Genomic DNA, 22,353 nt, shown 5'->3' with positions numbered 1-22,353 from the left:
AGACATTATGTTTTTAGTCGACTCGCACTGCCATCTTGATGGCCTGGATTATCAATCTCTGCATAAGGACGTGGATGACGTGCTGGCGAAAGCGGCCGCACGCGATGTGAAATTCTGTCTTGCCGTCGCGACCACTCTGCCAGGATACCGCAGTATGCGCGAACTGGTCGGCGAACGTGACAATGTGGTTTTTTCCTGCGGCGTGCATCCGTTAAATCAGGACGAAACCTATGATGTTGAAGACCTGCGCCGTTTTGCCGCCGAAGAGGGCGTTGTCGCTATGGGGGAGACCGGGCTGGACTATTTCTATACGCCAGAAACCAAGGTGCGCCAGCAGGAATCTTTTATCCACCATATTCAAATTGGCCGTGAGTTACAGAAGCCGGTTATCGTGCATACCCGTGATGCGCGAACCGATACGCTGTCTATTCTGCGTGAAGAAAAAGTGACGGATTGTGGCGGCGTACTACACTGTTTTACAGAGGACAGAGAAACGGCAGGCAAATTGCTGGATCTCGGATTTTATATCTCGTTTTCCGGTATTGTCACGTTCCGTAACGCTGATCAGCTTCGTGATGCCGCGCGTTATGTTCCTCTGGATCGGCTGTTGGTTGAGACGGATTCTCCCTACCTTGCGCCTGTTCCGCATCGTGGAAAAGAGAACCAACCCGCCATGACTCGTGACGTTGCAGAGTACATGGCCGTAGTGAAAGGTGTTGCCGTTGAAGAACTGGCGCAGGCAACCACTGATAACTTTGCCCGCCTGTTTCATATCAACGTTTCTCGCCTGCAATCAGTTCGTTAACTGACTTTTTTTAAAGCTCGTAATTAATAACTAAAGCGAGTAAAGTTCACCGCCTTAAAATGGGCGGTGGACAACTGGTTTGACACATTCAGAAACGCATTTTATCGGAATGTGCGGATTTTGCGGCCATCTACGACCGAATTGTGATAGCCGTCAAACAAAAATAAATCGAATTATTTTACTCTGTGTAATAAATAAAGGGTACTTAGATGCCCTGTACACGGCGAGGTTCTCCCCCCTCGCTAATGCGTGAGAACGTAGAAAAGCACAAATACTCAGGAGCACTCCTAATTATGTTTAAGAATGCATTTGCTAACCTGCAAAAGGTCGGTAAATCGCTGATGCTGCCGGTATCCGTACTCCCGATTGCAGGTATCCTGCTGGGTGTCGGTTCCGCTAACTTCAGCTGGCTGCCAGCCGTTGTATCGCACGTAATGGCAGAAGCAGGCGGATCTGTTTTTGCAAACATGCCGCTGATTTTTGCCATCGGTGTTGCGTTAGGCTTTACCAACAACGACGGCGTATCTGCACTGGCATCCGTTGTTGCTTATGGCATCATGGTTAAAACCATGGCTGTTGTTGCGCCGCTGGTTCTGCATTTACCTGCTGAAGAGATCGCTGCTAAACACCTTGCGGATACGGGTGTTCTCGGGGGGATTATCTCCGGTGCGATTGCAGCGTATATGTTCAACCGCTTCTACCGTATCAAATTGCCTGAGTATCTTGGCTTCTTTGCGGGTAAGCGCTTCGTTCCAATCATTTCTGGTCTGGCTGCCATCTTCACGGGTGTGGTTCTGTCCTTCATTTGGCCGCCGATCGGCACGGCTATTCAGACGTTCTCTCAGTGGGCTGCATACCAGAACCCGGTCGTGGCGTTCGGTATCTATGGCTTTATTGAACGCTGCCTGGTACCGTTTGGTCTGCACCATATCTGGAACGTTCCATTCCAGATGCAGATCGGTGAATACACCAACGCTGCGGGCCAGGTTTTCCACGGCGATATCCCTCGCTATATGGCGGGTGACCCGACAGCGGGCAAACTGTCCGGTGGCTTCCTGTTCAAAATGTACGGTCTGCCGGCTGCCGCTATCGCTATCTGGCACTCTGCTAAACCAGAGAACCGCGCGAAAGTGGGCGGTATCATGATCTCCGCAGCGCTGACCTCGTTCCTGACCGGTATTACCGAGCCGATCGAGTTCTCCTTCATGTTCGTGGCGCCGATCCTGTACGTCATCCACGCCATTCTGGCTGGTCTGGCATTCCCGATTTGCATCCTGTTGGGCATGCGTGACGGTACGTCGTTCTCTCACGGTCTGATCGACTTTATCGTTCTGTCCGGTAACAGCAGCAAACTGTGGCTGTTCCCGATTGTCGGTATCGGTTATGCGATCGTTTACTACACCATCTTCCGTGTGCTGATTAAAGCACTGGACCTGAAAACTCCGGGTCGTGAAGATGCTACCGAAGACAGCAAAGCGGGGGCATCCGGTGAAATGGCTCCGGCTCTGGTTGCAGCATTCGGCGGTAAAGAAAACATCACTAACCTCGATGCGTGTATCACCCGTCTGCGTGTCAGCGTGGCTGATGTTGCCAAAGTTGATCAGGCTGGCCTGAAGAAACTGGGTGCAGCGGGCGTGGTGGTAGCAGGTTCCGGTGTTCAGGCTATATTCGGTACCAAGTCCGATAACCTGAAAACTGAAATGGATGAGTACATCCGTAACAGCTAAGCTGTAAGATGTTGGGGAGAACTAAGGCAGCCTGCGGGCTGCCTTTTTTATTGCCTTAATTTACCTGAACGCGGATTGGCGCGGTGGCGGCGAATAGCCACGGACGAGCCTCTGCATTTACGCGTGCAGATAACGTCTCTCTGACCTGCTGGTGGTAATCATCAATCCACTGTTTCTCTGCATCGCTGAGCAGATGCAGTTCAACCAGATTCAAATCAATCGGCACCAGCGTCAGCGTTGAGAAACGACAGAAGCCAGGGCGACTGTTGATAATCTCAACCTGATTCTCAATACGGATCCCATATTGTCCGGCCAGATAATAACCCGGCTCGATGGTAATGATATTGCCCGCAACCAGGGGCCAGGGGTTAACTTTTTTGGCAATACGATGGGGTTGCTCATGGATAAGTAGCTGATGACCCACACCGTGTCCGGTACCGTGATCAAAATCCAGACCTAAATCCCACAGCGCCCGACGACTAAAGGCATCCAGTTGATGTCCCTGGGTACCGGTAGGAAATTGAAGCGAGATAAGCGACAAAAAGCCTTTCAACACGGCGGTATAATGCAGGCGACGCTGCGGATCCTGTGGACCAAATGCGAGGGTACGCGTCGTATCTGTTGTACCATTTTGGTACTGACCGCCGGAATCATTCAGATACATGGCCTTAGTAGTAACTGGCGTATTGGTTTTTTCGCTGGAATGGTAATGGCACATCGCCGCATTGCTGGCAGAGGCCGAAATCGTGCTGAAACTTTGCTCGATAAATCCCGGCTGTTGCTGGCGAAATTCCAGTTGTTTTGCCTGAGCTTCCAGTTCGGTGACCGGATTGCCTGCAGCTTCGCGCACGGGGACTTCATGCGCCAGCCAGGCGAGGAAGTTAACCCAGGCCGCGCCATCCTGTTCATGACATTCCCGATAGCCCGCCAGTTCAACATCGTTCTTATGCGCTTTCATTAAGGTAATGGGGTCGGGGGACCATAAGACATCGCCGCCATGTTCTTCAATGGCAAAGCGCAACGCGACCGGGGCGTAGTCTTTATCAACCAGGAAGCGTTTACCCTTGGCTAACGCCTGGCAGCGCGCAAGGAAATTCTCTTGCGGGAGCTGCGTCAGCGTATTCAGTAGCGATGCGGGGAGCTGCTGCGTTTTGTTGCTATCCACAAACCATTCCAGCTCGCCGCTGCGATGAAGCAGGGCAAACGAAAATGGCACAGGCACCATGGCCAGATCCGAACCGCGCACATTCAGCAGCCAGGCAATGTTATCCGGCAGCGTGATCGCCAGAACATCAGCGTGGTGTTGGGCGAGCAACTCTACGACGCGGGCACGTTTTTGCGTGCTACTTTCTCCGCTGATTTCAATGGGCATTTCGCGAATGATGCCGCAGGGTGCTGCCGGACGGTCAAGCCATACCTGGTCGAAAGGATCTTGTTCAAGAGGCACCAGTTCGCAATGAGTTGCCGAAAGCGCTTCAAACTGACTGTTGACCATTAGTAGCGGTTCAAAAGCGATACGTGCACCCGCTGCAACGTGAGACTGTAAGTAGTCGGCCAGCGGCTCATCGTGTAAATGGTGAATTTCAAAATCATCCAGCGAGACTTCATTGCGTACCTGGACCTGATAACGTCCATCGACAAACATCAATGCGCGGTCGCGCAGGACCAACGCGAGTCCCGCAGAGCCGCTAAAACCGGTCAGCCAGGCCAGCTTATTGTCATGCGGCGTACAATCTTCGCTTTGGTGAGCGTCGGCGCGCGGAACAATCATGCCATCCAGCCCCTGCGCTATCAGCAGGTTGCGCAGGGCGGAAAGAGGAGTTGAGTTATGCATAGTTACCTTCAGGCCTTAACGGAACGGCGGTTCGTTGAACGTACGTAATTTACGGGAGTGCAGTCGGTCGCCTTCAGCACGTAGACGATCGATAGCCCGGATACCTATTTGCAGATGCTCAGAGATGGCACCTTCATAAAAACGGTTGGCCTGGCCAGGTAGTTTGATCTCACCATGGAGCGGTTTATCGGAAACACACAGCAGCGTGCCGTAAGGGACGCGGAAGCGGTAGCCCTGAGCGGCGATGGTGGCGCTTTCCATATCGATAGCTACCGCGCGGCTGAGGTTAAAACGCAGCGCAGAAGCGGAATAGCGTAGCTCCCAGTTACGATCGTCGGTGGTGACGACAGTACCGGTACGCAAGCGCTGTTTAACCTCTTCACCGGGCATACCGCTGACTTCTTTGGTGGCGTCATACAGTGCGCGTTGCACTTCCGCGATGCTCGGAATTGGAATGTCCGGCGGTAGTACGGCATCCAGCACGTGGTCGTCACGCAGATAAGCATGGGCCAGAACATAGTCGCCAATTGCCTGGCTTTCACGCAGGCCGCCGCAGTGACCAATCATCAGCCAGACGTCAGGACGCAGTACGGCCAGATGATCGCAAATGGTTTTGGCGTTAGACGGGCCAACGCCGATATTGACCAGCGTGATCCCCTGACCGTCAGCGGTGATTAAATGCCAGGCAGGCATCTGATGTTTCTTCCAGGCGAGATCGGAGATGGCTTCTTCTGGCGCTTCAGTTTCCGCGGTGATCCAGATCCCGCCCGCGCACGACAGTGCAATATAGGGGCTGTCCGGATCGAGGATCTGGCTGCAACCCCAGCGCACGAACTCATCGACGTAGCGGGTGTAGTTAGTGAACAGCACAAACGGCTGGAAGTGTTCAACCGGCGTTCCCGTGTAGTGACGCAGTCGTGCCAGCGAAAAATCTACCCGTCGGGCGTCAAAGTGAGACAACGGAGAGAACTCTGCCGGATGATAGGTACCGTCTGCTGTTTCATCGCCAATCTGTGATAGCTCTGTGGTCGGGAAATGGCGTGTCAATCCGGCGCTCATCGAGCGGTCGAGCGTCAGTTCAGAGCCGTCAATGACATAGGGATAAGGGATTTCATGCTGCGACGGCTCCACGGAGATATGCGCATCATAATCCTGATACAGTAGCGTGAGTTGCTCTTCAAGATAGGGGCGAAAAAGTGACGGACGGGTAATCGTTGTGGTATAGCATCCCGCATGGGTAAAACGGCCATAGGCGCGGGTTTTGGGGGGATTGGTGGCGCTGCCATCCCAGGTTACACAAAGCGATGGGTAAACAAAAAGACCATTATTGCGGGCGATTACGTCAGGGAGCGTCCCTGTTTCAATATACTTACCAATGGCGCTACGCAGTGCTTTAACCGACTGCTCGTACAGCGCGTCCAGTTTATCCAGTGCCTGAATTGGGGTCAGGCTGGAGCCCTTATTGTTCATGTCTGTCTCCTTGTTCCACAGATGTACTGCTCTCCCGATAGTATGTCACAGGAATGTGAAACAAAAGTCAGACGTTGAGGAAGATAGTGCGAAGACCGAAGGGTCTTCGCATCCGGGCTTAACCGTGCTGTTTATCCCGCATCAGCAACGCGGTGGCAGCGGAAATAAGACAACCGGCCATCAGATAAATGGCCACGCTGTGCCAGTTTCCGCCCGAGAATGTGACCAGTGCTGCAGCAATAAAGGGGGTAAAACCGCCGCCAACTACGCTTGCCACCTGATAACCCACGCCCGCGCCACTGTAGCGATAGCTTGCGCCAAACAAACCGGTAAACATAGGCTGCTGCACACAGACCACCATATCGTGTGCAATGTTGGCCAGCATAATCGCGAAGAACACGATCCAAAAAATAGACTGTGCTTCAAGCGCCATAAAGAATGGGAAGGCGCTCAGCGTACCGACCAGCGCGCCGGTAATGTAGACGCGTCGTCGACCAAACCGGTCGGCAAGCCAGGCAAAGCAGGGGATGGTCAGGCAGCTCAGTCCACCGACTAACAACCCGATATTCAGAAAAAGCTCGCGGGGAAGTCCCAGGTTCTGCGTGGAGTAATTGAGGGCAAACGCAGTGACGATATACATCGTCAGCAGTTCGCACAGGCGCAGGGCGATAATTTTTAAAAATGCACCGGGATGCCGGATTAACGCCTCAACTACCGGCAGCCGTTTTTTCTCAGGTTGATGTGTCTGCTGCTGCTGTTCGAATTCGGCAGATTCATCCATTCTGTTACGCATCCACAATGCGCCCAAAACCAGCACAATGCTGAACAGGAACGGAATACGCCAGCCCCAACTCAGGAACTGCTCATCGGTGGTTTGCGAGCTTATCAGCGAGACCAGACCGGTAGAAAGCAGTAGCCCGACACCGTAACCAACCTGAACGCCACTGCTGTAGAAGGCTTTTTTATTTTTCGGCGCGCTTTCGACCGAGAGCAACGCCGCGCCGCCCCATTCACCGCCCACGGCGAATCCCTGAACGGCGCGCAGCGTCACCAGCAGCACAGGAGCCCACCAGCCAATGGCGTCAAAGGAAGGAATAATCCCGATCAACGCAGTGGCAATCCCCATCATCCAGACGGTGAGCATCAGCATGCGTTTACGACCCAGGCGATCGCCGAAGTGGCCGAAGATCACCCCGCCTAACGGACGGAACAAAAAACCGACACCGAAGGTGGCGAATGCGGCAAGCGTTCCCATCGCCGGACTGACCTGCGGGAAGAATTCGCGATTAAATACCAGCGCGGCGGTGATGCCATAAAGCAGAAAATCATACCAGTCGACCACGGCGCCAGCGAAGCTACCAAGCGCAGCACGACGGGCACGAACAAGCGAAGAGGTGTCCTGTTGAGGACCCGTGGAGGTGAGGGTGGAATCCATAGTTATCCTGTCTGTACTGTCTTTTAGTTATTAGTATTCGAATTGGGTTACACACATTGCAGTCGATATATTAACGACCGTTATGAGATTACCGCGACAGACGGGAAGAGAAAACGATTATCTCCCTCACCAGAGGGTTACATGAAAAATAAGACGAATGAAAAACAGAAAAGCAAAAAACCCGCTATAAAGCGGGCTTTTCTAAATTTGGCTCCTCTGACTGGACTCGAACCAGTGACATACGGATTAACAGTCCGCCGTTCTACCGACTGAACTACAGAGGAATCGTTTGAACGAGGCGCATATTAGCGAGGGCGAGGATGCTTGTCAAAGGGGTAAATTCATTTGCGCGATCGTTTGCTGACAAAATCAGCAAAGCGGCGATCTTTACATCTTTTTATACGTTTGCCCCATTGTGGTGCGCGTCTACCTCTTCTTGGGCAACCAGAATGAGAGATACCGATGAGCAAACTGCTCATCATGCACCTTTACTCCTGACATTACGCGGTTTTAACCATAAAACATGACTTGTGATGAAACTGGCAAGCATCTTGCAATCCTGAATTCAATGACTGCCAGCACGGGTTCTGGTATTCCGACAGGAGGCAAAATGAACTTCAGACGACTGAAATATTTCGTAAAAATCGTCGATATTGGTAGCCTGACGCAGGCCGCGGAAGTATTGCACATCGCGCAACCCGCGCTGAGCCAGCAGGTTGCTACGCTGGAAGGCGAACTGGATCAGCAGTTGTTGATTCGCACCAAACGCGGCGTCACGCCGACGGAAGCTGGGAAAGTGTTGTATACCCATGCCCGGACGATTTTACGTCAGTGCGAGCAGGCGCAACTTGCGGTCAATAACGTGGGGCAGACCTTGGGGGGCCAGGTTTCTATTGGTCTCGCACCGGGGACGGCCGCGTCATCTATTACGATGCCATTATTACAGACTGTACGTGCCGAGCTGCCCGATGTGTTGGTCTATTTGCATGAAAACAGTGGGACGGTGCTGAATGACAAGCTGCTCAGTGGGCAATTAGACATGGCGGTACTCTACGAGCGATCGCCTGTGGCGGGTATATGCAGCCAACCGCTGCTTAAAGAGGATCTTTACCTGGTCGGGACGCGTGAGTGCCCGGGGCAAAGCGTTGATTTAGCAGCGGTGGCGCAGATGAATCTGTATTTGCCACGGGATTACAGTGCAGTTCGCCTGCGCGTGGATGAAGCGTTTTCGCTTCGTCGCTTAACGGCCAAAGTTATTGGCGAAATTGATTCTATTGCCACCTTAACCGCTGCCATTGCCAGCGGTATGGGCGTGACTGTATTGCCTGAGTCGGCGGCTCGTTCATTATGCAATGCTGCAAATGGCTGGATGGCGCGAATAACAACCCCATCGATGAATCTGCCATTATCATTGAATGTCTCAGCCAGAGGGAGCTTATCGCCGCAGGCACAGGCGGTGAAAGAGATTCTGCTGTCGTTGGTCAGCCGTCCAACGCTCGAAAACCGCGAGCTGCAGCTGGTTAGTTAAAGCTTATTCCCGCGAGGAATAAGATTCAGGTTTTTATTATTTGTTATGCCGGGCATCAGACTTTAACAATAGCGTAATGTCTGATGTGTCCGGAGCAAAAAGTGAATTTCCAGCAACTTAAAATAATCCGCGAGGCGGCCCGTCAGGATTACAACCTGACAGAAGTCGCGAATATACTGTACACCTCGCAGTCGGGTGTCAGCCGACATATTCGTGAGCTAGAAGATGAACTTGGCATTGAGATTTTTATCCGTCGCGGTAAACGTCTGCTGGGCATGACTGAACCGGGCAAAGCCTTGCTGGTTATTGCCGAGCGTATTCTCAATGAAGCCAGCAACGTTCGTAGACTGGCGGATCTGTTTACTAATGACACCTCCGGTATCCTGACGATCGCCACCACGCATACACAGGCGCGCTATAGCCTGCCCGCGGTAATTAAAGCTTTTCGTGAGCTCTTTCCTGAGGTGCGACTGGAACTTATCCAGGGTACACCGCAGGAGATTGACGTACTGCTGCAAAATGGCGGGGCAGACATCGGGATTGCCAGTGAGCGACTTAGTGGCGACCCGTTGCTAGTGGCATTTCCCTGGTTTCGTTGGCACCACAGCCTGCTTGTTCCCCACAACCATCCCTTAGTGAAAACGTCTCCTCTGACGCTGGAGTCCATCGCCCACTGGCCGCTGATTACGTATCGGCAGGGGATTACGGGGCGTTCCCGTATCGATGAGGCGTTTGCTCGCAAAGGGCTGGTTCCGGATATTATCCTCAGCGCCCAGGACTCTGATGTGATTAAAACTTACGTGTCGTTGGGTCTGGGTATTGGGCTAGTGGCGGAGCAATCCAGCGTAGAGCAGGAAGAGGGGGGCTTGACCCGACTGGATACCAGGCACTTATTTGATGCGAATACCGTCTGGCTGGGGCTGAAACGCGGGCAATTGCAGCGCAACTACGTCTGGCGATTCATCGAGCTATGCAACGCAGGGCTATCCGTCGATGAAATCAAACGCCAGGCGATGGAACCGGATGAAACAGTGATTGATTATCAAATATAATGCAAAAAGCCTGCTTAGTTTCCTGAGCAGGCTTCTTAAATTTGGCTCCTCTGACTGGACTCGAACCAGTGACATACGGATTAACAGTCCGCCGTTCTACCGACTGAACTACAGAGGAATCGTGTGAACGAGGCGCATATTAGCGATACCACTCAGCGTTGTCAAAGCCTGAATCGATAAATTCAATCGTTTGCCGAAATATTCCCCATTTCGCCGATTATTCAGACGCAACCGGTTGTTTTATGCACTTTTCCTGTTCGGGACGCGGGTATTTCCATAGCCAGCGGCCTGTGACCATACGCCTGGAAAATAATGCGGCGCGTACGGCCCAGTCGAAGAACATCCCTAACCAAACGCCGACTACCCCCCATCCTAATACGATTCCCAACGTGTATCCTGCCACAACACGACAGCCCCACATGCCCAACATCGATACCCACATGGCAAAACGTACATCACGTGCGCCCTTAAACCCTGACGGTAGCACCCATGAAGCCGCCCATATCGGCATAAATGCTGCGTTGAGCCAAATCAGGACGACTATGACCTCTTTTACATCCTGATCGTGGGTATAAAATGAGGCCATGACGCCGGCGAAAGGCGCAGTTAGCCAGGCGATAGCAGTTAAGCCGATCGTGGATAGCCAAAAGATATGGCGTAACTGGATTTCAGCCTGTGCAATTTGACCATTTCCCAGACGTCTGCCGGTAATGATTGTCGATGCGGAGCCTAAAGCATTCCCCGGTAGGTTGATTAGCGCGGCAATAGAAAATGCAATGAAGTTTCCCGCAATGACGCTTGTTCCCATGCCGGAGACAAACATCTGTGTTAGCAGTTTACCGCCATTAAACAGTACTGACTCGATACTAGCCGGAATACCAATTCCCATAACCTCCCAGATAATGGCGAGATTAAGCGGCTTAAAATAGCTTTTGAAGGGAATCCGCAGCGCCGGATTAAAACCAATCATCAGCACCCAGATAATGGCGAACGCACCGATGTAGCGTGAAATGGTCAGTCCGAGTCCTGCACCCACGAATCCCAGTCCTTGCCAGGAAAAGATCCCATAGATCAGAATGCTGCTGATGATGATATTCAGAATATTCATGCCGCCATTAATCAACAGCGGTATTTTGGTATTTCCAGCTCCACGCAGTGCGCCACTACCGATCAGCGCAATGGCTGCCGCCGGGTAGCTGAGCACCGTCAGCTCCAGATAGGTTAGCGCTAAAGCCTTAACGTCGGGCGTTGCTTCACCAGCGACAACGTCAATAATCTGTTTGCCAAAATAGTGAATGACCGCAGCCAGCACGGTAGCAAAAATCGTCATGATCACCAGCGATTGTCTGGCAGCCGATCTGGCTCGTCGGCGATCTCGTTTTCCCAGGCTAAATGCTACTACTACCGTAGTACCCAGGTCGATGGCGGCAAAAAACGCCATAATAACCATATTGAAACTGTCTGCGAGACCAACCCCAGCCATTGCTTCTTTTCCCAACCAGCTCACCAGGAAGGTACTCAGAACGCCCATCAACAGCACACAGGTGTTTTCCAGAAAAATGGGGACCGCGAGCGGAGTGATTTCACGCCAAAAGAGAACCTTATAACTCTTGCGTTTGGCATACCAGGGCGTGCGGGAAGCAACCTGGCGGAAGGCAGCGGAGACGTTCAAAGTGGACCTTAAAGAAGAAAGTTGAAACCTCATTTCAAATGATGAGGGAGAATCCAAAAAGCTGCAAAGTTTTTTCCATTTAAAATGTCTGGAAATGCAACAAACTGTCGAGAGAAGCATCAATTGATATTTATGCGAGGAAATGGGATTTGACAAAATTTTTTTCGCCGCTAAGATAAGCCTCCACAACGATTCCTCTGTAGTTCAGTCGGTAGAACGGCGGACTGTTAATCCGTATGTCACTGGTTCGAGTCCAGTCAGAGGAGCCAAATTTAAGAAGCCTGCTCAGGAAACTAAGCAGGCTTTTTGTTTTCAACGCGTCAAATTGGCATCAAATTTTTCGCTGGCCTTTACCCTAATCAGGGGAGCAAGCAGCATAATCATGCCCAACATGGCGGCCATCCCGGTATATACAGCAGGAAAACCTGTGATTTCAGCCACCAGGCCTATAGGTGCAGGGGCCATTAGCGTACCCAAATAACCGATCGTGGTGACGATGCTCATTCCCGTGTTGGTCGAAATATCAGGCTGGTTTCCCGCAGCGGAAAAAGCAATCGGTACCAGATTGGCTATGCCAATACCGGCAATAGCGAAGGCAACGGTGGCTTGCCAGGGATGACTAGCCATTGCGGCTGTCAGCAGCCCAAGCCCAGCTAACAGACTGGATGAGCGCATCACGAGAATGGCATTAAAGCGGTTACGAATAAAGTCTCCCATGAAGCGAAAGATTGCCATTGTTCCCGCAAAGCAGGCAAAGGAAAGGCTTGCCGTTTCTGTAGTCGCATTGAGATTTTTCAATAAATAACGTGACGACCAGTCCACAACAGCACATTCCGGGATCATGGCGAGCAGGGCAATAACGCCTATAAAGTAGATCGTGCATGAGCGATGTGGCTGCTTTCCTTTGATTAACCGTTTTATTTTTATCGATTTATCTTTGATGATATGTGGATATACCGACAGCGTGATCGCTAAGGAAATAGCACTAATTAAAAACAGGTGCATGAAGCCCATGTCTTGCGGAACAAACCTCACTCTTTCTACAAAGCATCCAACTTAGCGCTGAACCGGTCTCTGTAACAAATGACATGACTACGCTATTGGCATTGGTTGCCGGGGGGATCGGAGTCGCCTTTTTACCCACAAGTGTCCGGCATTTTTTGCCTGCCGAAGCGAGACTATTGATGCTCGCTGAAAAACAAATTCGCTGGAACATTGGTGTGGCATGGAACCCCAAAATTAAAAACCATCGGCGGGACGATTTCTTGCGCCTGGCGGTGGCCGGAGAGGCCGATATCGTCATGTAGCCGTTATACGCCCTGACGAGAAGGTAACGGCCACGCATTGATGCCTGACGTGTAAACCGCTTTGGGTATAAATGAAATAGGATTTCAGTACTATGCTTAAGCAATAGCGACGGGAAATGGTTATAAGAACAGCAGTGACAGGGCTTTTTGCTTAAAAAATCGAGGGTTAAAGTTGAAAGAGCGTGAGTAACTCGCTCATACTCTATACTCGCAGAGTTACCCGGCGTAGCATGGCATAACGCTTGGGCTGTTAATGAAAAAGGAAAACGTCGTGGCAGAAGAAACTATATTCAGCAAAATTATCCGTCGTGAAATTCCGTCGGATATCGTGTACCAGGATGAACTGGTCACCGCGTTTCGTGATATTTCCCCTCAGGCACCTACGCACATTCTCATCATTCCTAACGTATTGATCCCAACCGTCAACGATGTGACGGCGGAACACGAGCAGGCGTTGGGTCGCATGATTACCGTTGCGGCAAAAATCGCCGAGCAGGAAGGCATTGCTGCGGATGGGTACCGTTTAATCATGAATACCAATCGTCATGGTGGTCAGGAGGTGTATCACATTCATATGCACCTGCTGGGTGGCCGGGCGCTTGGTCCAATGCTTGCGCATAAAGGTCTGTAAGCATGACCAGAGGATGCATTGCACTTTCACTGAGCTTGCTGCTACTGGCTGGCTGTCGAACACATCCTGAAATTCCGGTTAGTGATGAACAATCACTGGTGATGGAATCAACGATTCTTGCGGCGGGCATTACAGCGGAACAGCCGACGTTAACCACGTCTGATATTCAGGCCTCAGCATCCTCTCGACTTTATAACGAAAGACAAGAGCCCGTTACCGTTCATTACCGGTTTTACTGGTATGACACCAGAGGACTGGAAATGCATCCTCTGGAAGCGCCGCGTAGCGTGACTATCCCGGCTCATTCGTCGGTGACGCTGTACGGCAGCGCCAATTATCTGGGGGCGCACAAGGTTAGACTTTATCTTTATTTGTAAGGGGGGAATCTTGAAGATAAAAATGAATCGCTACGCACTGATTGCCGCGCTGGCGATGTTTCTCTCTGGTTGTGTGGCGCAACGTGAACCCGCACCGGTAGAGGAAGTGAAGCCGGTGCCGGAACAACCCACGCAGCCGCAACAGCCGGTACCGGTTGTACCAACGGTTCCCACCATTCCACAGCAGCCGGGGCCGATTGAGCACGAGGACCAGACGGCGCAGCCGACGCCACGTCAGCGTCATTATGACTGGAACGGGGCTATGCAGCCGATGGTCGGCAAAATGCTGCAGGCTGAGGGCGTCAAAGCGGGGGGCGTTCTGCTGGTTGATAGCGTCAATAACCGCACCAACGGCTCGTTGAATGGAGGGGAAGCCACCGAGACTTTGCGCAGCGCGCTGGCGAATAACGGCAAGTTTACTCTGGTTTCCGCCCAGCAGTTGGCCGTCGCCAAACAGCAGCTAGGTTTGTCGCCGAACGACAGTCTGGGTACGCGCAGCAAAGCGATTGGTATCGCCCGTAACGTTGGCGCACAATATGTGCTCTATTCCAGCGCATCAGGCAACGTCAATTCGCCTGCGCTGCAAATGCAATTAATGCTGGTACAAACTGGCGAAATTATCTGGTCAGGTAAAGGTGCCGTTCAGCAACAATAACCGACTGAAGCGCGACGAAGTGTTGTCGCGCTATTTCCCGCAGTATCATCCCGTCGCAGGTAGTCAGAGCGGCCTGAGCGGCGGGAGCTGCATCATCGAACATCATACCCACCGCTTAGTATTGCGTTGTCATCACGATCCTGACGCGCCGGAATCGCATTTCTTACGCCACTATCATGCGTTAAAGCACCTGCCAGAAAGCCTTGCGCCGCGCCCTCGCTTTTATACGCGCGGGTGGATGGCCGTGGATTTTTTTCACGGTCAGGTAGAATCCAGATTACCGGACGCCGACGAACTCGCTGGCTTATTGTATCATCTGCACCAGCAGCCCCGATTCGGCTGGCGAATCAGCCTGCTGCCGCTACTCGAACGATACTGGCAGTGTGGGGATCCGGCGCGTCGTACGCCATGTTGGTTACGCGCGCTTAAGCTGCTAAGGAAAAGCGGTGAGCCTCGACCTTTGCGCCTGGGGCCGCTGCATATGGATGTCCACGGCAACAACATCGTACGTACAGACTCAGGGCTGCGGTTGATTGACTGGGAATATGCCGGCGACGGTGATCTCGCGCTGGAGCTGGCGGCGGTTTGGGTCAGCGACGAGTCCCAGCATCAACGGCTGGTTAGCGCCTACGCCCAACGAGCGCACATTGAGCCAGACGTGCTCTGGCGACAGGTCAGGCGATGGCAACCCTGGATAATGATGCTGAAGGCGGGGTGGTTTGAGTATCGCTGGCAACAAACCGGCGATCGACAATTTATCAGGCTGGCCGATGAAACCTGGCGGCAGCTAACAATGAAAGGATAAGGAGAGCAGTGTGGGCCCAGTAATGTTGGATGTCGAAGGGTATGAGCTGGACGCTGAAGAACGTGAGATTCTGGCGCATCCGCTGGTAGGTGGGTTGATCCTCTTTACCCGAAATTATCATGACCCGGAACAGTTGCGGGAATTAGTGCGCCAGATCCGCGAGGCATCGCGTAATCATCTGGTGGTGGCGGTAGATCAGGAAGGCGGCAGGGTGCAGCGTTTTCGCGAGGGTTTTACGCGTCTGCCTGCGGCCCAATCGTTTGCAGCGCTGCACGGTCTGGAAGAGGGTGGCAAACTGGCTGAAGACGCCGGATGGTTAATGGCCAGCGAAATGATCGCAATGGACATTGATATCAGCTTTGCACCGGTGCTGGATGTGGGGCATATCAGCGCAGCAATCGGCGAGCGCTCTTACCATGCCGATCCGCTAAAAGCGCTGGCTATAGCAACCCGCTTTATTGACGGTATGCATGGCGCTGGCATGAAAACGACTGGTAAACATTTCCCCGGACATGGGGCGGTGACGGCGGATTCACACAAAGAAACCCCAACCGATCCACGCTCGGAAGCCGAAATTCGGGCGAAAGATATGTCCGTGTTCAGGACGTTGATTACCGAAAACAAACTCGACGCCATTATGCCTGCACACGTCATCTACAGTGATGTAGACCCGCGCCCGGCGAGTGGCTCGCCACACTGGTTGAAAACGGTGCTGCGTCAGGAGCTGGGTTTCGACGGCGTTATTTTCTCTGACGATCTGTCGATGGAAGGTGCGGCGATTATGGGAAGCTATGCGGAACGCGGCCAGGCATCGCTGGATGCAGGTTGCGATATGATCCTGGTCTGCAATAATCGTAAAGGAGCGGCCAGTGTGTTAGATAATCTGTCGCCGATCAATGCAGAACGTGTTACACGTTTGTATCATAAAGGTTCATTTTCACGTCAGGAACTGATGGACTCGACACGCTGGAAGACGGTAAGCGCCCAGCTCAACCAGCTTCATGAGCGCTGGCAGGAAGAGAAAGCAGGTCATTAACGCACGTTTGGCGAGGATGCGATGATTATCTATTTACACGGTTTTGACTCTAACAGTCCAGGCAACCACGAAAAGGTGCTGCAGCTGCAGTTCATCGACCCGGACGTCAGGCTGATTAGCTACAGCACGCGGCATCCTAAACATGATATGCAGCATCTGCTTAAAGAAGTGGACAAAATGCTGCAGCTTAATGTCGACGACCGACCGCTGATTTGTGGCGTGGGGCTCGGAGGATTTTGGGCTGAAAGAATTGGTTTTCTGTGTGATATTCGCCAGGTTGTGTTTAATCCCAATCTGTTCCCGTATGAGAACATGGAGGGAAAAATCGACCGGCCTGAAGAATATGCCGATATCGCGACAAAATGCGTGACCAATTTCCGCGAAAAAAATCGCGATCGCTGTCTGGTTATCTTGTCCCGTCATGATGAAGCACTTAATAGTCAGCGTTCGTCAGAAGAACTGCACCACTTTTATGAGATTGTCTGGGACGAAGAGCAGACGCATAAGTTTAAGAATATCTCCCCGCACTTGCAGCGTATCAAAGCGTTCAAAACGTTGGGTTAACCTTCAATGAGCGTGTAAAAAACCAGCCTCCGGGCTGGTTTTTTTGTTCTTAAAGTTCGGGTTGTCTATCTTTTCAGCATCAAAACTTGATACACATCAATTTTGGTATGACCAATGCACCGTTCGTGTTATTCTCACTCTCGAAGAACATTTTCATTATCGTAACTTGTTGTTAATTAAAGGCTATGACAATAACTTTTAATTAACAATTGGTTAATAAATTTGAGGGGGTCACGTTGACTACACCATTGAAAAGGATCGTGATTGTCGGCGGCGGTGCTGGCGGACTGGAAATGGCGACGCAGCTGGGTAAAAAGCTGGGCCGCAAGAAAAAGGCCAAAATTACGCTGGTGGACAGAAACCACAGCCATTTATGGAAACCGTTACTGCATGAAGTCGCGACAGGTTCGCTGGATGAAGGTGTGGATGCGCTGAGCTATCTGGCGCATGCCCGCAACCACGGGTTCCAGTTCCAGTTGGGCTCGGTGGTGGATATCGATCGTGAAGCGAAAACCATTACTCTCGCCGAGCTGCGCGATGAGAAGGGCGATCTGCTGGTTCCTGAGCGTAAAGTACCGTATGACACGCTGGTGATGGCGTTGGGTAGTACCTCTAACGATTTCAACACGCCGGGCGTCAAAGAAAATTGCATTTTCCTGGATAACCCGCATCAGGCGCGTCGTTTCCACCAGGAAATGCTGAATCTGTTCCTCAAGTATTCCGCGAATCTGGGCGCTAACGGCAAAGTGAATATTGCTATCGTCGGCGGTGGTGCGACGGGGGTTGAACTCTCCGCCGAGCTGCATAATGCGGTAAAACAACTGCACAGCTATGGTTACAAAGGGCTGACCAACGAAGCACTGAACGTGACGCTGGTAGAAGCTGGTGAACGTATTCTGCCTGCGTTGCCGCCGCGTATTTCCAGCGCTGCGCACAATGAGTTGACCAAACTGGGCGTACGCGTCCTGACCCAGACGATGGTAACCAGTGCAGATGAAGGCGGACTGCATACCAAAGATGGCGAATACATTAAAGCCGATCTGATGGTGTGGGCGGCGGGGATCAAAGCGCCAGACTTTATGAAAGACATTGGCGGACTTGAAACGAACCGTATCAATCAGCTGGTGGTTGAGCCAACTCTGCAGAGCACGCGCGATCCCGACGTCTACGCGATTGGCGACTGTGCTTCCTGCGCTCGCCCGGAAGGGGGCTTTGTACCGCCGCGCGCTCAGGCTGCGCACCAGATGGCAAGCTGCGCAATGAACAACATTCTGGCGCAGATGAACGGTAAGCCGCTGAAAGCGTATCAGTATAAAGATCACGGCTCTCTGGTTTCGCTCTCTAACTTCTCTACCGTGGGCAGTTTGATGGGCAACCTGACCCGTGGGTCGATGATGGTGGAAGGGCGTATTGCGCGCTTTGTGTACATCTCACTGTACCGTATGCATCAGATTGCTCTACACGGTTACTTCAAAACCGGTCTGATGATGCTGGTCGGCAGTATTAACCGGGTGATTCGCCCGCGTCTGAAACTGCATTAATCTTGATCTATGGCGTCGGTTGATTTTACTCATCCGGCGCCTTCCTTCAGAGTTCTCCGAATCATTCTGCATTCGCTTCTCCTTGCGCTATTTTCATCCGTAATCTGATTGGCATTCCTTACCTTCTGTTGCAAAGTTGTTACTAATAGCAAAAAAGGAGGAAGTCCCGTGAATAAATCAATGTTGGCGGGTATAGGGATTGGCGTAGCTGCTGCGCTGGGTGTTGCAGCGGTGGCCAGTCTTAACGTTTTCGAGCGTGGCCCACAATACGCACAAGTTGTCTCTGCAACGCCAATTAAAGAGTCGGTAAAAACACCACGCCAGGAGTGCCGGAACGTGACGGTCACGCACCGTAAGCCGGTACAAGATGAAAACCGTATCGCGGGTTCCGTGCTCGGTGCCGTGGCGGGGGGCGTTATTGGTCACCAGTTTGGCGGCGGACGTGGTAAAGATATTGCCACCGTGGCCGGTGCCTTAGGCGGCGGTTATGCTGGTAACCAGATCCAGGGTTCGATGCAGGAAAATGATACTTACACCACGACGCAGCAGCGTTGTAAAACGGTGTATGACAAATCAGAAAAAATGCTGGGCTACGATGTGACGTACAAAATTGGCGATCAGCAAGGGAAAATCCGTATGGATAAGGATCCTGGCGCGCAAATTCCGTTGGATAACAACGGACAGCTGGTACTGAATAACAAAGCGTAAAATAGCATTATCCTGAACATTAGCCCCCCATTCGCTCAGGCTGGGGGGCTTTTTTTATCAGAAGGTTAAAGCGTAGTTCAGCCCAAAGGTGCGGCCCCGACCCTTGTATTCATACAGTGACGTGCTGCCGTAGGTCGGGCTATATAACAGTGGCGCACGTTGTCCCCACAGCGTGGTGTACTCTTCATTCAGCAGGTTTTCCACGCTAAAGGTCAATTTACCCAACGGGAGTTGATAGCTGCCGATAAAGTCCATGGTGTTATAGCCATCCAGCTTGTTGCCGCTGGCGTCGGTCAGATCAAATGCTTGCTGGCTCTGTACGCGCAATGACCACGGTTCAGGCGCCCAGCCGACCCAGGCGGTTGCTTTCGACGGTGAGGCCAGAGTGACATCCCATTTCCGCCATTTCCCGTTTTGCTTCACTTCTGATTTTATGATGTTGAAGTTGCCGCCCAGGCTCCAGTTCGTATCCGCAATGAAATAATCCACTGCACCTTCAAGGCCATAAATACGCCGATCGTCGGGCTGAACGTTGATGGTCATATCGCTACGGTTGATAACGATTGATTTATCCGAAGTCGAATAGTAAGCGGCCAACTGCGTGCGCAGGCTATCGCCGGTGTAGCGCCATCCCAGTTCGTACGAGTTGACTTTAATCCCTTCCAGGCGTGAATCCGCCACATTGACGCTGCGCTGGAGCCGGTAATGATCGCCCACCAGGGAATAAGTACCGTTGCCATAATATTTACCCGGGTCTGGCAGCTCGACACCCTGAGAGAAGTTAAACCACGTCTGCTGGCGGTCGGTCAGGTGGGCGAGGATACCGGCGTTAAACAGGAAATTATCGTAATCGGTTTTACCGCCAGGAATGGTGTCGGCGGAGTTCGCCAGTCCGGTCGCAATTCCCTGCTGTTGGGCATAGCCGACGAAATCATCAACTCTGTTTTCTGTCCATTGATAGCGCACCCCTCCGCTGAGGGTAAAGATGTCGTTAATGTCATAGCTGTTTTGCAGGAAAGGTGCGAAGTTGGTGATGCTGTAACCCGGGTAACGCCCGGTGGTATACGCGGTTCGGTTGTCCATACCGCCGGAGGGCAGGGACCAGGCCAGATCGAAGAATTTCTGATTGGAATCGAAGGTTTCGTGATCGGCATCGACACCCCACGTCAGTTCCCAATTGTCCATCAACTGGCTGTTGAGGGTAATTTTGGCGCCAAACTGGTCGGTGTCTTGCTGTGATGCGGAGAAACTGGTGACCTTGCCTTTGCTTAGCGTTGGGAACGGATAAAATTTCAACGATTCGTCGCGGTAATAGATTTGGCTGATCAGGTTCTGGCCGAAGAAATCCGCATCAGAATATTGCAGGCTGATCAGATGACGCTCGGTGCCGGGTATACGATCAGAGTTCAGCCCGCTGCTGGTATAAGCTTTACCGTTTCCCGTCACGGCGGACATGTTCTCACCAAGATCCAGCCCGTAATCGTCATCCCCCTGGCTTTTATAATACTGCGTAACCAGTTGCAACTGTCGGTTGTCGTCAAGTTCAATCGTCCCGGTACCCATTACGTCCAGACGATCGGAGTGCTGCAGGCCAGTTTGGGTGTTATCCAGCATTAAGGCATCGTGGTTACCGTCATACCAGCCGCCAAACCGTTGATACGCAACGGACATGCGCCCGGCAGCGCGATCGGTTCCTCCGCTCACTGCCACAGCAACGCGTTCATCATGATCGTTGCTGTTATTGAAACCGCTTTTACCCCCCAGTTCGAGTTCGACTTCACGCTCCGGCTGGCCTTTTTTAGTAACGATGTTGATTAATCCGCCGGTACTGCCGCCGCCATAAAGTGAAGTGGCGCCTGAGATGACTTCTATGTGAGCAATGTTAAACGGGTCAATGGAGTCAAGCTGGCGACTGTCGGTGCGCGAGGAGTTCAGACGGACGCCGTCAACCAGCACGACGATGGCGCGACCGCGCATATTCATGCCGTAGTTGGTGCGTCCCTGGCTGCTGACATCGATTCCCGGGATTAACTGAGCCAGAACATCCTTAAACTCTTTCCCACCCTGAACCTGTTGTTCAATCTCGCTTCCTTCGATAACCCAGGTCGTTTGCGCCATTTCTGCCACGGTGCGTTGGCTCCGGTTGGCGCTGACGATGAGATTATCTTCTTCAGCCGCAATAGCCGGGAGAGTTAAAGACAACAGGATAGGATTGAGCACCCAGAGACGCTTATGCATTTGTGTTCCTTTTAAAAAATTCGGTCTGTTTGTGTTATGGCGGTAAAGAAACCGATGGTTACATCGTGTAACGGGTGTTAAAACAAATGCGAATATTGCTGATAATGATTGCTGTTATCAATACATTTTACAAAAAATAATCGGATAAGATAATGAAAACAGTGAAGAATGTGTGGGTAATGTGCGCGAATTTAAGCGGGAGCCTTATCAGCTCCCGATGGTGTCAGTACAGCGGGGGAAACAGCGGAAATACGTTAAGCTTTGATGAGTTCGGGCCACAGTCGCAGGGTTGTACGAGCGATCTGCATCAGCTTTTCAAACGTTGCACCTTCGCGGGCGCTGATCGACATACCCTGTAAAATACAGTTCAGGTATTCAGCCAGTTTTTGCACGTCACAGTAGGCGGGGATTTCACCTCGTTGCTGACGCTGATGAAGAAACTGAGTAAGCGTCTGTTCCTGCATTGCATGGCGAGACTTCACCGTACGCGCAATATCACGGGAAGAGGCTGCCAGTGTCGCAGAGGTGTTAATCATGAAACATCCCGCCGGGGTGTCCTTGCTGGTAAAGCAGGTTGCTATTGCGGTGAAATAGTCTTCCAGCGCGGACTCAAGGCTTTTTTCTTCACAAAACAGCTGGGCCTCGTGTTTCGCTGCGAAGCGCGTGATGTAGCGGTCCAGTACGGCACGAAACAACCCTTCTTTGTTGGTGAACTCTGCATACAGCGTGGGCGCTTTTGCGCCTGTTGCTTCTACGAGATCGGCGAGCGATGTTGCCTCATATCCGTGTTGCCAGAAGAGTGTCATGGCCTTATCAAGCGCGGCTTCCCTGTCGAACACTTTTGGTCGGCCACGGCTTTTTTTAGCACAACCTGTCGTTTCAGTTGTCATGGTGCCGCTGTACCTTTGTTGAGTTTATTGAATAACCATTATAAAAATATTCGACTGCACACTCCAGCGGATTAATGA

The 22,353-nt window shown here is 52.0% G+C and carries 18 protein-coding genes, 3 tRNA genes and 2 pseudogenes; 14 read left to right on the top strand and 9 right to left on the bottom strand.

Annotated elements, in window-relative coordinates; genetic code table 11:
- The first annotated feature begins 7 nt into the window (after nucleotides 1-7).
- A complete protein-coding gene (locus tag OGX99_RS22140; protein ID WP_151218927.1) occupies nucleotides 8-805 on the top strand; it encodes a metal-dependent hydrolase in 798 nt (265 codons plus the stop codon).
- A gap of 293 nt (nucleotides 806-1,098) precedes the next feature.
- Nucleotides 1,099-2,532, top strand: coding sequence for a PTS glucose transporter subunit IIBC (ptsG, locus tag OGX99_RS22135; protein ID WP_151218926.1), 1,434 nt, complete (start codon nucleotides 1,099-1,101; stop codon nucleotides 2,530-2,532).
- A 55-nt stretch (nucleotides 2,533-2,587) separates the two neighbouring features.
- Here ptsG and OGX99_RS22130 read toward each other — a convergent pair whose 3' ends face one another.
- From OGX99_RS22130 to OGX99_RS22115, 4 genes are all read right to left on the bottom strand, one after another.
- Complete coding sequence (locus tag OGX99_RS22130; protein ID WP_286545090.1) at nucleotides 2,588-4,366, bottom strand: aminopeptidase P family protein; 1,779 nt, start codon at nucleotides 4,364-4,366, stop codon at nucleotides 2,588-2,590.
- A 15-nt stretch (nucleotides 4,367-4,381) separates the two neighbouring features.
- A complete protein-coding gene (locus OGX99_RS22125; protein WP_151218924.1) occupies nucleotides 4,382-5,836 on the bottom strand; it encodes an AMP nucleosidase in 1,455 nt (484 codons plus the stop codon).
- A gap of 118 nt (nucleotides 5,837-5,954) precedes the next feature.
- Entirely contained in the window at nucleotides 5,955-7,271 is a 1,317-nt protein-coding gene (gene shiA, locus OGX99_RS22120; protein WP_210904963.1) for a shikimate transporter, read from the bottom strand.
- Between the two features lie 208 nt (nucleotides 7,272-7,479).
- Nucleotides 7,480-7,555: transfer RNA gene (locus OGX99_RS22115), tRNA-Asn, on the bottom strand.
- A gap of 326 nt (nucleotides 7,556-7,881) precedes the next feature.
- Here OGX99_RS22115 and nac point away from each other — a divergent pair.
- Entirely contained in the window at nucleotides 7,882-8,799 is a 918-nt protein-coding gene (nac, locus tag OGX99_RS22110; protein ID WP_151225255.1) for a nitrogen assimilation transcriptional regulator NAC, read from the top strand.
- A 101-nt stretch (nucleotides 8,800-8,900) separates the two neighbouring features.
- Nucleotides 8,901-9,851, top strand: a complete 951-nt coding sequence (cbl, locus tag OGX99_RS22105) for an HTH-type transcriptional regulator Cbl (RefSeq protein WP_187252634.1) — start codon at nucleotides 8,901-8,903, stop codon at nucleotides 9,849-9,851.
- 42 nt (nucleotides 9,852-9,893) lie between these two features.
- Here cbl and OGX99_RS22100 read toward each other — a convergent pair.
- Nucleotides 9,894-9,969 (bottom strand) — tRNA-Asn (locus OGX99_RS22100).
- A 99-nt stretch (nucleotides 9,970-10,068) separates the two neighbouring features.
- Complete coding sequence (locus OGX99_RS22095; protein WP_286545089.1) at nucleotides 10,069-11,556, bottom strand: EmmdR/YeeO family multidrug/toxin efflux MATE transporter; 1,488 nt, start codon at nucleotides 11,554-11,556, stop codon at nucleotides 10,069-10,071.
- Between the two features lie 160 nt (nucleotides 11,557-11,716).
- Here OGX99_RS22095 and OGX99_RS22090 point away from each other — a divergent pair.
- A tRNA-Asn gene (locus OGX99_RS22090) sits at nucleotides 11,717-11,792 on the top strand.
- Between the two features lie 43 nt (nucleotides 11,793-11,835).
- On the opposite strand, the pseudogene OGX99_RS22085 reads toward OGX99_RS22090, so the two are convergent.
- Nucleotides 11,836-12,534, bottom strand: a pseudogene (locus OGX99_RS22085) (MFS transporter); the annotation flags it as partial.
- 26 nt (nucleotides 12,535-12,560) lie between these two features.
- On the opposite strand from OGX99_RS22085, the pseudogene OGX99_RS22080 reads away from it, so the two are divergent.
- The 9 genes and pseudogenes from OGX99_RS22080 to OGX99_RS22040 all read left to right on the top strand — a co-directional run.
- Nucleotides 12,561-12,830 (top strand): annotated as a pseudogene (locus OGX99_RS22080) (LysR substrate-binding domain-containing protein); the annotation flags it as partial.
- 271 nt (nucleotides 12,831-13,101) lie between these two features.
- Complete coding sequence (gene hinT / locus OGX99_RS22075) at nucleotides 13,102-13,461, top strand: purine nucleoside phosphoramidase (protein ID WP_016156204.1); 360 nt, start codon at nucleotides 13,102-13,104, stop codon at nucleotides 13,459-13,461.
- Nucleotides 13,462-13,463: 2 nt separating this feature from the next.
- On the top strand, nucleotides 13,464-13,838 hold the full coding sequence (locus OGX99_RS22070; RefSeq protein WP_151220019.1) for a YcfL family putative periplasmic lipoprotein: 375 nt from the start codon (nucleotides 13,464-13,466) through the stop codon (nucleotides 13,836-13,838).
- Between the two features lie 22 nt (nucleotides 13,839-13,860).
- A complete protein-coding gene (gene lpoB / locus OGX99_RS22065) occupies nucleotides 13,861-14,493 on the top strand; it encodes a penicillin-binding protein activator LpoB (protein ID WP_151225697.1) in 633 nt (210 codons plus the stop codon).
- Entirely contained in the window at nucleotides 14,474-15,298 is an 825-nt protein-coding gene (gene thiK, locus OGX99_RS22060) for a thiamine kinase (RefSeq protein ID WP_151225257.1), read from the top strand. Before lpoB ends, thiK begins: the two co-directional genes overlap by 20 nt.
- A gap of 10 nt (nucleotides 15,299-15,308) precedes the next feature.
- Complete coding sequence (gene nagZ / locus OGX99_RS22055) at nucleotides 15,309-16,334, top strand: beta-N-acetylhexosaminidase (RefSeq protein WP_151225259.1); 1,026 nt, start codon at nucleotides 15,309-15,311, stop codon at nucleotides 16,332-16,334.
- A gap of 21 nt (nucleotides 16,335-16,355) precedes the next feature.
- A complete protein-coding gene (gene ycfP / locus OGX99_RS22050) occupies nucleotides 16,356-16,898 on the top strand; it encodes an alpha/beta hydrolase YcfP (RefSeq protein ID WP_187252632.1) in 543 nt (180 codons plus the stop codon).
- 236 nt (nucleotides 16,899-17,134) lie between these two features.
- On the top strand, nucleotides 17,135-18,439 hold the full coding sequence (gene ndh, locus OGX99_RS22045; protein ID WP_151220016.1) for an NADH-quinone dehydrogenase: 1,305 nt from the start codon (nucleotides 17,135-17,137) through the stop codon (nucleotides 18,437-18,439).
- Nucleotides 18,440-18,607: 168 nt separating this feature from the next.
- Nucleotides 18,608-19,147 carry a glycine zipper 2TM domain-containing protein gene (locus tag OGX99_RS22040; RefSeq protein ID WP_003030814.1) on the top strand — a complete coding sequence of 180 codons (540 nt, stop codon included), beginning with the start codon at nucleotides 18,608-18,610 and terminating at the stop codon, nucleotides 19,145-19,147.
- 57 nt (nucleotides 19,148-19,204) lie between these two features.
- Here the strand turns inward: OGX99_RS22040 and OGX99_RS22035 are convergent, their stop codons facing one another.
- Nucleotides 19,205-21,385 (bottom strand): TonB-dependent siderophore receptor, encoded by a 2,181-nt coding sequence (locus OGX99_RS22035; RefSeq protein WP_286545087.1) that lies wholly within the window; start codon nucleotides 21,383-21,385, stop codon nucleotides 19,205-19,207.
- A gap of 254 nt (nucleotides 21,386-21,639) precedes the next feature.
- Nucleotides 21,640-22,275 (bottom strand): TetR family copper-responsive transcriptional repressor ComR, encoded by a 636-nt coding sequence (gene comR, locus OGX99_RS22030; RefSeq protein ID WP_252838191.1) that lies wholly within the window; start codon nucleotides 22,273-22,275, stop codon nucleotides 21,640-21,642.
- Nucleotides 22,276-22,353 lie beyond the last annotated feature (78 nt).

It is taken from the genome of Citrobacter sp. Cu096 (assembly GCF_030332285.1).
Lineage (GTDB): Bacteria > Pseudomonadota > Gammaproteobacteria > Enterobacterales > Enterobacteriaceae > Citrobacter > Citrobacter meridianamericanus.
This window is presented reverse-complemented; position numbering and strand designations above follow the sequence as displayed.